Raw genomic sequence first — 13,383 nt, forward strand, 5'->3', positions numbered from 1 at the left:
GCACCAGCGGGCTGTGTTGCGGTCGATTGCATCGCAGCTTAGTCCGGGCGAATATGTTCGCGCAGCGCTTGCAGGATGTCGGCGATTGCCACGCCATCCGCTTCCGCTTCGAAGTTGCGCAGCACGCGGTGCGCCAGCACGGGCAGCAGCATCTCGGCGATGTCTTCGCGCGTCACGGCCAGGCGGCCTTGCATCAGCGCGCGCGCCTTGGAGGCCAGCACCAGCGCTTGGCCGGCACGCGGCCCCGCACCCCAGGCGATATGTTTCTGCACCGCGGGTACTATGGTCAGCGCCGGGCGCGTTGCGCGCACCAGGCGCGTGGCGTACGCCAGCAGATGCTCGCCGATTTCGATATCGCGCACCAGTTGCTGAAGGCGCAGCAGCGTGGCGACGTCCATCACCGGATCGGCGTCTTTCAGGCCGGCGTGGGTGGTGGCCGACACCATCGCGATTTCCTCGGCCTCGGTCGGATACACCACATCGATGCGCAGCAGGAAGCGATCCAGCTGCGCTTCCGGCAGCGGATAGGTGCCGGCCTGCTCGATCGGATTCTGCGTCGCCAGCACGAAGAACGGCTTGGGCAACTTGTGCGTCTGGCCGGCGAAGGTGACTGAACGTTCCTGCATCGCCTCCAGCAAAGCCGATTGCGTCTTCGGCGGCGCGCGGTTGATTTCATCGGCCAGCAGCACCTGCGTGAACACCGGCCCTTGCTGGAAGCGGAATTCGCGCTTGCGCGTCGCATGGTCTTCTTCCAGGATCTCGGTGCCGACGATATCCGACGGCATCAGGTCCGGCGTGAACTGCACGCGATGGAAGTCCAGCTCCGTCGCCTGCGACAGCGACTTGACCAGCAGCGTCTTGCCCAGTCCCGGCACGCCCTCCACCAGCGCATGGCCGCCGGCCAGCAGACAGATGATCAGCGAATCGATCACGTTTTCCTGGCCGATGATCACGCGCGCCATGCTGGCCTTGAGCGCCTTCACCTTGGCGGTCAGCGCGCCGATTTCATTTTCGCTCCAGGCGATTGCACCATCAGCCATAATAACTACGCTCCCAACGCATATTGAATGATATTGACCGCAAAGCGGGTATTGTCGACCGCGAGGAATCGCTTGTTGCGGAAGTCGTAATCCCACTCGCAGCCGTAGTCCTTGTTGCTGTACAAAAGCCGCACGCGGCCTCCGACCTCAATCGCCTTCAGATAGTCGTGTACCAGATCGTCGCCCCAGCCGTTCAGCTCCACGCCGGTATTCGGCGGGCCATCTTCAAACTTGAAGAAGCTCGAATAGATCGGATGATTGTTTGGGATCTTGTGCAGCGCCTTGGCCCCGAAGATACGGCCGATTTCAGCCTCGAACGATTTCGCAAACAGCCCGTCGATATCGTGGTTGCAGTCGTCCACGAACAGAAAGCCGCCGCCCTTGATGTAGCGCTCCAGGTTCTTGCGTTCGGCCGCCGTGAACTGCACCAGCTTGTGTCCGGCGAAATAGCAGAACGGCGCCTCCAGCATCTTCGGATCGGACAGCGCAACAATGCGCTCAACGGGATCGACCCGCAAAGTGGTGTACTCCACCAGCGAGTTAAGCACATTGCTGGGCATGCGAACATCCACATCCCAATCACCCGACTCGTAAGTCAGGCGCGTGAAATAAAAATCGTACGAGGCCACAGCCGTCCTTACACCGCGTCCGACAAGGACGTGAAGTTAAAGTCGCGCACCTTCATCGGCGGAATCAGCATCTGATAGCGCACCTCGTCGCCGCCGATCACCACCGGCTTGCCCAGTTCATCGATATTGTTCAGCATTGATACCGGGCTTTCGTTGAAGCGGAAGTTCTTCACCGGATGCTTGATCTTGCCATTCTCGATGTAGAACGTGCCGTCGCGCGTCAAGCCGGTCAGCAGCAGCGACTGCGGATCGACCATGCGGATATACCAGGAGCGGGTGACCAGAATGCCCTTCTTGGTCGATGCAATCAGCTCCTCGGTCGATTTGCCGCCGCCGGCCATGATCATGTTGCCATGACGACCGGTGGCTCGCTGGCCCTGTTTCTCGGCCCAGTAGCGCGTGTAGTCCAGCGAGGCGATCTTGCCGCCCTTGACCACGTCCGCGCGCTCGCGCGCCAGCATGGCCTGGCCATCCCACGGCAGCACCGGGACGTCCGGATTCCACGGATCGGCCCAGATATTGACCTGCTCATCGAACAGCTTCTCGCCGAGGCGATTGCCGCCGCCCTTCTTCGACAGGAAGCTGCGGCCTTCGTCGGCCTGGCGCGCATCGAAGGCGCCGAACATGCGGCCGATGATTTCCGACGTCGCCGCTGGCTCCAGGATCACCGTGTAGCGGCCCGGCTCCAGCGCTTTCGCATCGACCGATTTCAGCGCCTTCTCGATGGCGATCTCGGAAGCTTCGCGCACGTCAAATTTGCGCGCGTCGTTGGCGGAGCGCGTCACCCAACCGGAGCCGCGGCCATCTTCGGTGCGCGTGGTGACGGTGAAGCCGAGGTTACTCAAGGTCTGGTAGCCGAACACGCCATTCGAGTTGGCCACCGTTTCAAAGCCGTTGGTATCGCTGAAGAAGCCCGCCGCCACCAGCCCGTGCTTGCGCGCCGAGTTGATGCTCAGCGACGCTACTTCGGCGCGGTACTCCGGATCGATGGCCGCAGTGGCCTCGCTGAAGGTGGCCGACGATTTGTAATCCTGCTTTTTCACCGCCGGCTGGAACTCCGGATTTTCCGGCGCCAGGCGCGCCACATCTTCGGCACGGCGGATCACCTTCTCCAGCGATTTTTCGTCAAACTCGTTGATGGAGGCAGTACCCTGGCGCTTGCCGAAAGCGACGCTCACCGTCAGTTGCGTGTTCTCCGCCAGGCCAGCCGTCGACACCGCATTGCGCGCATAGCGGATATTGCCGTTGCGCGTGCCGCTGATCTGCACCCGGCACTCGTCCGCCTTGGACAGCGACATCAGCTTGTCGCAAACGCGTTTTGCTTCTTCCTGATTCAGCATCTTCATCTGTTATCCAATCTTGCGAGCGGTGTTGATTACGTTGATGCCGTTGAAGCGCGTCGTTGGCGAACCATGCGACACGGCGCTCACCTGGCTAGGCTGGCCTTTACCGTCGAAGAACGAGCCGCCCATGCGCCAGTCGCGTTCATCGCACAGCGCGGTGCAGGCGTTCCAGAACTCCTGCGTGTTCGACTGGTAGGCCACGTCTTCCAGCTGGTTGCCGATCTTGCCGTTCTTGATTTCGAAGTACAGCTGGCCGCCAAACTGGAAGTTGTAGCGCTGCTGGTCGATCGAATACGAACCGCGCCCCAGGATGTAGATACCTTTCTTGACATCCTTGACCATCTCGTCCGGCGTCAGCTGCTTCTTGCCCGCTTCCAGCGATACGTTGGGCATGCGCTGAAACTGCACGCTGCTCCAGCTGTCTGCATACGAGCAGCCCTGCGATTCCTTCTCGCCGATGATGGCCGCCTGGTCGCGCGTGGCCTGGTAGTTGACCAGGATGCCGTTGCGGATCAAGTCCCAGCGCTTGGAAGCAACGCCTTCATCGTCATACCCCACAAGGCCCAGCGAAGCCGGTGTGGTCTTGTCGGCGACGATGTTCACCAGCTCCGAGCCATACTTGAAATTCTTCGACTTCCACTTGTCCAGCGTGGCGAAGCTGGTGCCGGCATAATTGGCCTCGTAGCCCAGCACGCGATCCAGCTCGGTGGCGTGGCCGACCGACTCGTGAATGGTCAGGAACAGGTGTTCCGGCGACAGCACCAGATCGTACTTGCCCGGATCGACCGTCTTCGCGGTCAACTTCTCGCGTGCCTGGCGGCCCGCCGCGCGCGCATCTTCAATCAGATCGTAAGCGCCCTTGTACAGCGTGGTGACGCCGCCGGCAGCCTTGACGCGGTTCTCCGCTTTGCAGTCGAAGAATTCAAAGCCCATGCTGGCCGGCGACGACAGGCCGTCGCGGGTGCGGAACTTGCCGCTGGCCTTATCGACAGCGGTGGCGGTGAACGGCGACCACAGACGATGGATGTCCTGGTCGATATACGAACCGTCGGTAGAAGCAAAATACTTCTGCTGGTTCACCTGGAACAGGTTGGCCGCCATGAAGCTGGCGCCGGCATCCAGCCCGGCCTTGTTCGCGGCCAGCAGCATGTCCGCCTTGTCCTTGATCGGCACTGCGCGCCAGTCCTTCTTGAACGGCGTGGCCCAAGCCACTTCGCCCACGCCTTTGACCGGCGCCAGCACCACCGGCTCGGTTTGCAGCTTGGCGTTGGCCTTGGCGATGGCGACCGCCTGGCGCGCCGCATCGGCCACCGAGTCCAGCGTCATCACGTTGGTCGAGCAGAAGCCATAAGCGCCGCCGGCAATCACACGCACGCCGACACCAGATGATTCGGTGTTGACGATGTTTTCCACGTTCAGGTCACGCGTGGTGATGAACTGGTTCAGATAGCGGCCGATGCGCACGTCGCAGTACGAGGCACCGGCCTTGGTCGCGGCGTTCATTGCGGCGTCGGCCAGCGATTTCTTGAACTGCACCGCCATGGGGTTGAGCAGCTCCTCGGCTGCAATCGCGTTACCGAAGACCGGCACCAGCAGGCTGCCGCCAGCGACGGCGCCCACTTTTAAGAATGAACGTCGCTCCATGATTACACCGCGTCCGACAAGGAAGTGAAGTTGAAGTCGCGGACCTTCATGGCCGGAATCAGCAACTGGTACTGCGACTCATCGCCCGACAGAATCTCCGGCTTGCCGATTTCGTCGATATTGTTCAGCATCGATACCGGGCTTTCATTGAAGCGGAAGTTCTTGATCGGATGCTTGATCTTACCGTTCTCAATGTAGAAGGTGCCGTCGCGCGTCAGGCCGGTCAGCAGCACCGACTGCGGGTCCACCATGCGGATATACCAGGTACGCGTGACCAGGATGCCCTTCTTGGTATTGGCGATCAGCTCTTCGGTCGACTTGTTGGTGCCGGCCATGATGATATTGCCCGGCGTGCCGATGGCGCGCTTGCCCTGCTTCTTGGCCCAGTACTGCGAGTAATCCAGATTGGCGATGCGGCCGTTCTTGATGATGTCCTGGCGTTCGCGCGCCAGCATGCTACCGGTATCCCAAGGCAGTACGGCGACATCCTTGTCCCACGGGTCGGCCCACACATTGACCTGCTCATCGAACAGCTTTTCGCCCATACGATTGCCGCCGCCTTTTTTCGACAGGAAGCTGCGGCCCTCGTCGGCCGAACGCGCGCTGAAGGAATTGAACATATACGCCAGCACGTCGGAGGTGGCGGCCGGCTCCAGGATCACCGTATAGCGACCCGGTTCCAGCGCCTTGGCATCGACCGACCGCAAAGCCTTCTCGATGGCGACATCCGACGCGGCGCGCGCATCGAACTTGCTGGCATCGCCGACGCTGCGCTTGACCCAGCCGGAACCACGGCCGTCTTCGGTGCGCACCGTCAGCGTAAAGTCCAGGCCCGTATCGGTCTGGTAGCCGAACACGCCGTTGGAGTTGGCAATGGAAGTGAACTGCGTGCCGTCAGTGAAGAAGCCTGCCGCCACCAGCTTGTTCTTGCGCGAGTTCTCGATGCTGTAAGCCGCCACCTGCGCGCGGAATTCAGGATCGATGTCGGCGGTCTTCTGGAAGAAGGTCTGCGACGCCTTGTACTCTTGCTTGGTCGGCGTCGGCATGAACTCCGGATTTTCCGGCGCCAGGCGCGCAAGGTCTTCCGCGCGGCGCACGGCTTTTTCCAGCGACTTGTCGTCGAACTCATTGACGGAAGCCGTGCCCTGTTTTTTGCCGAAGGCGACTGACACCACCAGCTGCGTGTCTTCAATCAGGCCGGCGGTGGAGACGGCGTTGCGCGCATAGCGGATATTGCCCTTGCGGCTGCCGTTGATGGTGACCTCGCACTGGTCGGCCTTGGTCAGCGACAGCAGTTTGTCGCTGATACGCTTGGTCTCTTCTTGACTCAGGAATTTCATCTTGTCTCTCTCCAGGACTTAGCCGATCTTGCGGGCGGTGTTGATCACGTTGATGCCGTTGAAGCGCGTGGTCGCCGCGCCGTGCGACACGATGGACACTTGCGGTGGCTGGCCCTTGCCGTCGAAGAAGGAACCGCCCATGCGCCAATCGCGCTCGTCGCAGATGCCCACGCAGGCGTTCCAGAACTCCTGGGTGTTGGACTGGTAGGCCACGTCTTCCAGCTGCTGTCCGATCTTGCCGTTCTTGATTTCGTAGAACAGCTGGCCGCCAAACTGGAAGTTGTAGCGCTGCTGGTCGATCGAGAACGAGCCGTCGCCGACGATGTAGATGCCCTTCTTGACGTCCTTGATCATTTCGTCCGGCGTCTGCTTCTTGGCGCCGGCCTTGAGCGAGACGTTCGGCATGCGCTGGAACTGCACATTGGCCCAGTTGTCCGCATACGAACAGCCGTGCGATTCCTTCTCGCCGATGATGTGGGCCTGGTCGCGCGTGGCCTGATAGTTGACCAGGATACCGTCCTTGATGATGTCCCAGTTCTTGCACTTGACGCCTTCGTCGTCATAGCCGACCGCGCCCAGCGAATCTGGCGTGGTCTTGTCGGCCACGATGTTGACCAGGTCCGAACCGTATTTGAATTTCTTCGACTGCCATTTGTCCAGCGTGGCGAAGCTGGTACCGGCGTAATTGGCCTCGTAGCCCAGCACGCGATCCAGTTCGGTCGGGTGGCCGACGGATTCGTGAATGGTCAGCCACAGGTGTTCCGGCGACAGCACCAGATCGTACTTGCCCGGTTCGACCGACTTGGCTTTCAGCTTGGCCTTTGCCTGCTTGCCGGCCAGGCGCGCATCTTCGATGATGTCGTAGGACTTGGTGTACAGCGTGGTCACGCCGCCCGCCGCTTGCAGCTTGTGCTCGGGCCGCGCGTCCAGGTATTCGTAGCCCATGCCAACCGGTGCCGACAGGCCCTGGCGCGAACGGAACTTGTTCTCTTTCTGATCGACGGCGGTGGCGAAGAACGGCACCCACAAACGGTGCACGTCCTGGTCGATGTAGGAGCCGTCGGTCGATGCGAAGTACTTCTGCTGGTTCACCTGGAACAGCAAGGACTGCATGAAGCTGGCGCCGCCGTCCATGCCGGCCTTGTTGGCGGCGATCAGCAGCTCGGCCTTTTCCTTGATCGGCACCGTGCGCCAGTCCTTGGTGATCGGCGTGGCCCACGCCACTTCGCCCACGCCTTTTACCGGCGCCAGGATCAGCGGTTCGGTTTGCAGTTTGGCGTTGGCCTTGGCGATGGCGACCGCCTGGCGCGCGGCGGCTGCCACGCCGTCCGGCGTCATGTCGTTGGTGGCGGCAAAGCCGTAGGCGCCGCCGGAGATCACGCGCACGCCGACGCCGGCCGATTCGGTGTTGGTGACGTTTTCCACGTTCAGGTCACGCGTGGTGATGAACTGATTCAGGTAGCGGCCCACGCGCACGTCGCAGTAGGAAGCGCCGGCCTGAGTGGCGGCCGTCATCGCGGTGTCGGCCAGGGCTTTTTTGAACTTCACATCCACTTGCGTCAGCAGTTCTTCTGCAGCGATGGCGCGGCCAAAGGAGGGCAACAGCATCGTGCCCAGCGCCAGACTACTGATATTGAGGAAAGCACGTCGTTCCATAGTATCTCCAACATTGTTGTGGGCCAGCCGCCCATTTGGCAAAATATCCGTCGCCTGTTCTAGTGATTTGCCAATATTAGCGGCGGATTAAGAACACGGATTGCAAAATGTATGCCATCGACAAGTGTTGTGCAAGTGTCTGTTTTATTAGTGTGGCATGTTTGATGAAGTGTCCGTTTTTGTCCGGGCGGTGTCCGCAGGGTGTCCGCGAAGTGTCCGCAGCTTGTCCGCGCACCGGCGCAGTGCGGCGACGCCTTTTCGCTTGACCTGTTTGAGTGCTTGGCCGATGATCGCGCTCACCACCACACATCAGGAGACTGTGCATGAAACGATTTATCCTGGCGGCTATCGCCACCATGACGCTGGTCGGCGTGAACAACGCCGCGCAGGCCGACGACGCGCTGAAGGCCGCCATCGCCGCGCCAACGCGCACGCCGGACAACGTCAAGCGCGATGTCTATCGCCATCCGTACGAGACGCTGAGCTTCTTCGGCATCAAGCCGACCATGACGGTGGTGGAGCTGGCGCCGGGCGGCGGCTGGTACACCGAGATCCTGGCGCCGTACCTGCGCGATCACGGCAAGCTGATCACGGGCGGCAATGACCTGGCGTCGCCGAACGAAGGTGAACGCCGCGGCGCCGAGCGCTTCATGGCGCGTTTGAACGCCAAGCCGGAGGCTTACAACAAGGTGGCGATTGGCGTGTTCTCGCCGGGCCGCAAATACGAGCTGGCGGCGCCGAACAGCGTCGACATGGTGCTGACCTTCCGCAATATCCACAACTGGATCGAGCTGGGTCCGGACAAGATGAAGGATTTGTTCGGCAACCTGTACACGGTGCTGAAACCGGGCGGCGTGCTGGGTGTGGAAGAGCATCGCCTGCCGGCGTCGAAGACGCAGGATGCGACGGCCAGCAGCGGTTATATGCAGGAGCAGTATGTGATCAAGCTGGCGGAAGCGGCAGGCTTCAAGCTGGCCGGCCGTTCGGAAGTCAACGCCAACCCGAAGGACACCGCCGATCACAAGGGCGGCGTGTGGGCACTGCCGCCGACCTATGCCAACAAGGATGAAGACCGCGCCAAGTACCAGGCCATCGGCGAGAGCGACCGCATGACGCTCAAATTCGTCAAGCCGTAACCCGCACTGCGTGAGAGGGGTCTGACCCCGTACGGGGTCAGACCCCGCCGCTGATCGACCTGCGGGGTAATAGTCAGAACCGCGTGAATTTGGTTTCGTCCGGGGTGCTGTCGGACACCAACCCGACCGTACGCACCGGCCTCGCGGCAGCGGCGTTCTTCAACACCGTCGGCCGCCGTAATGCCACGCGCGGCGCGTCGTCCACCGCGTACTGCTTGAACACAGCCATCAGGCGCCGCAGCTGATCCGACTGCGCGCTCATTTCTTCCGCCGTCGCCGCCAGCTCTTCCGAACTGGCCGCATTCACCTGCGTAGTCTCGCTCAGCTGAATCACCGCGCCATTAATCTGCCGCACGCCGGACGACTGCTCTTCCGAGGCCGCCGTAATCTCCTGCACCAGCTCCGACGTCTTGCGAATATTCGGCGCCAGCTGATCGAACATCTCGCCCGCCTGCTCCGCCAGTTTGACGCTGTCCGCCGCCACCGCGCTGATCTCCTGCGCCGCCACCTGGCTACGCTCGGCCAGCTTGCGCACCTCGGCCGCCACCACCGCAAACCCTTTGCCATGCTCACCCGCGCGCGCCGCTTCGATGGCAGCATTCAGCGCCAGCAAATTGGTCTGGTAAGCGATATCGTCGATGATGCCGATCTTGCCGGCGATTTGCTTCATGGCCGACGCGGTGGCTTTCACCACCTCGCCGCCGCGCGCCGCTTCCACCGCCGCCTGCGTGGCGATACCATCGGTGATCTTGGCGTTCTCGGTATTCTGCGCAATCGACGCCGTCATCTGCTCGATGGAGGCGCTGGTCTCCTCCACGCCCGCCGCCTGCTCGCTGGCCGCCTGCGACAAGGACTGCGCCGTCGCACTGACCTCCTGCGATGCACTGGACAATCCGGACACCACCATCTGCACATCACGCACAATCGACGACAGGCTGCGTGCCAGCCATACCGCCAGCACGCAACCGAGAATCGCGATCACGACATCCACCACCAATATCATCTGCTTCGCGGAGTTGGTCACATCCGTCATGGCGGCCGACTCGCCCTTGGTCTCGGCGTCGTTCACCTTCAGCAGCTTGCGCAGGGCGGCGGCGATGGCCTCATCCGCTCCTTTGATGTTCTTGTCCATCTCCAGCGCCGTCATGCCCTTTTCGTGCATGGCTTCCAGCTGTCCCATGCTGTGGTCATACGCCTTGACGCTGGTCAGCACCTCGCCCAACAGCGCCTGTTCTTCCGCAGTCAGCGAACCGGCATCGCGGTAGGCAGCCATCTCTTTTTCGATGGCCGCCAGTTCGGTGCGGAACTGCACATTGCTGTCTGGGCCACGGAGGATATAATTTTTGAAGTGACGCACCGCGCGGCCGTGCGCCGTCACCGCTTCCAGCACGGCGTTCTTGCGTGCCAGCGTGACGTTTTCAAAGTCGGTCCAGTGATCGTGCAGGGACGTCAGCTTGCTGAAGGCGATCACGCCCATCAGCACCACCAATACAACAACGAGGCCAAACCCGGCATGCAGCCGGGTCTCCATTTTCATCTGCTTGAACATGGGCGGGTACTCCTTGGAGAGACGGGATCACGATTCATTGTGAACCAATATTTCCCGCTAATTCTCACCAAAAATAACCGTGCGCCATTCCAGCGTCAGAACTTCACGAAGTTTGTCTCATCGGGGTCGCTCATCTCCGGCATGCGGCGGCTGGAGCCCGTGCCGACGGGCTGGCGGCCGGCGCGGCGTGGCTTCTGTTTTACTACCGGCGCGCGCACCGGCCGCTTGCCACCGGCCAGCTTGAAGAAGGACATGGCCTGTTGCAGCTGCTCCGCCTGGGCGCTCATCTCTTCCGCCGTCGCCGCCAGCTGTTCGGAGCTGGACGCGTTCTGCTGCGTGGTCTGGCTCAGCTGCGTCACCGCCGAGTTGATTTGACCAACACCGGCCGACTGCTCTTCCGACGCCGCCGTAATCTCCTGCACCAGGTCCGAGGTACGGCGGATATTCGGCACCATTTCATCCAGCAGATGCCCGGCCTTCTCCGCCAGTTCCACGCTGCTGGATGCTACCTGTTCGATTTCCTGCGCCGCCACCTGGCTACGCTCCGCCAGCTTGCGCACTTCGGCCGCCACCACGGCAAAGCCCTTGCCATGTTCGCCCGCGCGCGCCGCCTCGATGGCCGCGTTCAGCGCCAGCAGATTGGTTTGATAGGCGATATCGTCAATGATGCTGATCTTCTTGGCGATCTGCTGCATCGCCGCCACGGTAGACTTGACCGCCGCGCCGCCCTCCGCCGCTTCCAGCGCGGCCTTGCTGGCGATACTGTCGGTGACCTTGGCGTTTTCGGTGTTCTGCGAAATCGAGGCCGTCATCTGCTCGACCGAAGCGCTGGTCTCCTCGGTGCCCGCCGCCTGTTCGCTGGCCGCCTGCGACAAGGACTGCGCCGTGGCGCTGACTTCTTCCGACGCCGACGCCAGCGCCTCGGCGCCGTTGTTCACTTCCTGCACCACGCTGGACAGCTTGTCGATCATGCCCTTCATCGCCGCCAGCAGGCTGCTGGTGTCGCCGGCCTTGAGCAGCACCTCCGCACTCAGGTCGCCGTCGGCCACCTGCCGCACGATGTCCGCTGCATACGAAGGGTCGCCGCCCAGCTGCTTCATGATGCCGCGCAGGATCACCAGGCCCAGTGCCACCAGCAGCGCCAGCGCCACCACGGAGGCGGTAGTCATGCGCGAAGCAGCGGAGGCCGATGCGGCATCGGCTTCCTTCACCGCCTCCTCGCCATAGCGCACATTCAGCTCCACCAGCTTATCCAGATTGGTTTCCAGCTCGTGGAAGGCGTTGCGGTTGTCGAGCTGATTGTTATGCAGCGCGATGAACAAGTCCTTGCGCCTGGCCGGGTCGGCGCCCTGGATCTGCGTCAGCAAGGTGCCGAATTCCGCATCCTTGTTCTTCCACGTCTCCCAGGCCTTGACGAAGGTCTTCCACACCGTGGCTTCCTCGGGCGCCTGCGGCAGCGCATCGTAGATTTTCCAGGCCTGGTCGATCTGCGCAAAAATCTCCGCGCGGCGTTTGATCTGCTGCGCGATTTCCGCCGTGTTCTCCGGATACGATGCGCCGGCTTCCGCCGCGCGGTTGGAGGAACGGATGCCGGTCTTGCCTTCGTTGATGGTCATCAGCGCCTGCACCGACGGCATGCGGTTCCGGCCGATTTCCGCCAACATCTCGCCTTCCTTTTTCAGCCCCTGGAAGGCGATCACCACCACCAACAACAACGCCAGCACTGCCACAGCAATCAGCGCCAGGATCTTGGTCCTGACTGTCAATTTCGCCAACATGAGGTTCTCCTAGTTATTCCATCCCCGCCAACGCGCGCAAGCGGCGCCGGTCCTGTCGCATCCACCCCACCAACTCCTCGGCCGGCATGGGCTTGGCCAGCAGATAGCCCTGCGCCAGATCGCAACCGAGGTCGCGCAGCAGCTTCCAGTCCTCCACCGTTTCCACGCCTTCCGCCACCGTTGCCACGCCCAGGCTCTGGCCCAGATCGAGCGCGCTTTTCAACACCATCAGGCGGTTAGGCCATTGCGCCGCGCCGTTGACGAAGGCACGGTCGATTTTCAATTCGGTGAACGGGCAGCGCGCAAACTGCTGCATCGATGAATAGCCGATGCCGAAATCGTCCATCGCCAGCCCAAAGCCCATCAGCCGCAAGCGGCCCATATTGGTCAGCGCCTGCGACAGCTGGCGCATCACACTGGTCTCGGTCACCTCCCACACCAGCGACGCTGGCGCCACGCCGGACTGCATCACCAGCGCCGTCAGGCGATCGATGAAGGCGCGGTCGGACAGGTTGTCGGCAGACAGGTTGACCGACACCGTCAACGGCGGCAGGCCGGCCTGCTGCCAGTGCAGCATGTACTGCAATACCTGCTGCACCAGCGCCAGCGTAAAGTCGGCCATCAGCGGATGCCCTTCCAGCGTGTCGATGAAGTAAGCCGGCGACAGCAGCCCGCGTTGCGGATGCTGCCAGCGCGCCAGCGCTTCCACGCCTTTCAGCTGGCCGGTCTGCATGGCGATCTTGGGCTGGAACCAGGGCAGGAATTCCTTGCGCTCCAGCGCCTGCGCCAGCTCTTCCAACGAAGCTTGCGCCGGCGGCGGTGGCGCGGCGGGCCGGCAATCGCTGCTGCGATCATTGACCTTGGACAGCAGCTGCGTCAGGGAATCCAGCTGCACCGGCTTGAGCAAGGTCCCCAGCAGGCCGATGGAGGCGTCCTCGCAGGCCATGTTTTCGATGATCTCCAGCAGGCGCGGATCGCGCGCGCTGACCACGATCAGGTTTTCCGCCAGATCGCGTTCGCGCAGCTGGCAGGTCAGTTCGATGCCGTCCATGCCGGGCATTTCCAGATCGGTCAGCACCAGGAAAATTCGGTCGTGCCGTTCGCGCTCCAGCAGCTGCAAGGCTTCGTTGCCGTCGGCCGCTTCAAAGATATCGCCAAACTCCAGCTGCCGCAGCAGGCCGACCAGATAACCGCGTTGCACGGCGCTATCCTCGACCACCAGCACGCGGCGGCCGGCCCAGGGAGCGGAAGTGGTTGGCATGTTCATG

At 62.1% G+C, this 13,383-nt stretch carries 10 protein-coding genes; 1 reads left to right on the plus strand and 9 read right to left on the minus strand.

What is annotated here, in order from left to right:
- Positions 1-38: 38 nt before the first annotated feature.
- The 6 genes from GTP69_RS14035 to GTP69_RS14060 are packed head-to-tail and all read right to left on the minus strand — an operon-like array spanning position 39 to position 7,652.
- Positions 39-1,040 (minus strand): AAA family ATPase, encoded by a 1,002-nt coding sequence (locus GTP69_RS14035; RefSeq protein ID WP_161055461.1) that lies wholly within the window; start codon positions 1,038-1,040, stop codon positions 39-41.
- A 5-nt stretch (positions 1,041-1,045) separates the two neighbouring features.
- Positions 1,046-1,669 carry a DUF4159 domain-containing protein gene (locus GTP69_RS14040; protein WP_161045553.1) on the minus strand — a complete coding sequence of 208 codons (624 nt, stop codon included), beginning with the start codon at positions 1,667-1,669 and terminating at the stop codon, positions 1,046-1,048.
- 8 nt (positions 1,670-1,677) lie between these two features.
- Positions 1,678-3,015, minus strand: a complete 1,338-nt coding sequence (locus GTP69_RS14045) for a TldD/PmbA family protein (RefSeq protein ID WP_161055462.1) — start codon at positions 3,013-3,015, stop codon at positions 1,678-1,680.
- Positions 3,016-3,018: 3 nt separating this feature from the next.
- A complete protein-coding gene (locus tag GTP69_RS14050) occupies positions 3,019-4,656 on the minus strand; it encodes a TldD/PmbA family protein (RefSeq protein WP_161055463.1) in 1,638 nt (545 codons plus the stop codon).
- A 2-nt stretch (positions 4,657-4,658) separates the two neighbouring features.
- Entirely contained in the window at positions 4,659-5,996 is a 1,338-nt protein-coding gene (locus GTP69_RS14055; protein WP_161055464.1) for a TldD/PmbA family protein, read from the minus strand.
- Positions 5,997-6,014: 18 nt separating this feature from the next.
- A complete protein-coding gene (locus tag GTP69_RS14060; protein ID WP_161055465.1) occupies positions 6,015-7,652 on the minus strand; it encodes a TldD/PmbA family protein in 1,638 nt (545 codons plus the stop codon).
- Positions 7,653-7,975: 323 nt separating this feature from the next.
- Between GTP69_RS14060 and GTP69_RS14065 the strand changes: the two genes are divergently transcribed.
- Positions 7,976-8,788 carry a class I SAM-dependent methyltransferase gene (locus GTP69_RS14065; RefSeq protein WP_161055466.1) on the plus strand — a complete coding sequence of 271 codons (813 nt, stop codon included), beginning with the start codon at positions 7,976-7,978 and terminating at the stop codon, positions 8,786-8,788.
- A gap of 73 nt (positions 8,789-8,861) precedes the next feature.
- On the opposite strand, the gene GTP69_RS14070 is transcribed toward GTP69_RS14065, so the two are convergent.
- The 3 genes from GTP69_RS14070 to GTP69_RS14080 all read right to left on the minus strand — a co-directional run bounded on the left by GTP69_RS14070 (position 8,862) and on the right by GTP69_RS14080 (position 13,376).
- Positions 8,862-10,337 (minus strand): methyl-accepting chemotaxis protein, encoded by a 1,476-nt coding sequence (locus tag GTP69_RS14070; protein ID WP_161055467.1) that lies wholly within the window; start codon positions 10,335-10,337, stop codon positions 8,862-8,864.
- A gap of 95 nt (positions 10,338-10,432) precedes the next feature.
- Positions 10,433-12,115: a methyl-accepting chemotaxis protein gene (locus GTP69_RS14075; protein WP_161055468.1), complete on the minus strand. Its 1,683-nt coding sequence runs from the start codon at positions 12,113-12,115 to the stop codon at positions 10,433-10,435.
- A gap of 13 nt (positions 12,116-12,128) precedes the next feature.
- A complete protein-coding gene (locus GTP69_RS14080; protein WP_229260941.1) occupies positions 12,129-13,376 on the minus strand; it encodes an EAL domain-containing response regulator in 1,248 nt (415 codons plus the stop codon).
- Positions 13,377-13,383 lie beyond the last annotated feature (7 nt).

It is taken from the genome of Duganella levis (assembly GCF_009857605.1).
Lineage (GTDB): Bacteria > Pseudomonadota > Gammaproteobacteria > Burkholderiales > Burkholderiaceae_D > Rugamonas > Rugamonas levis.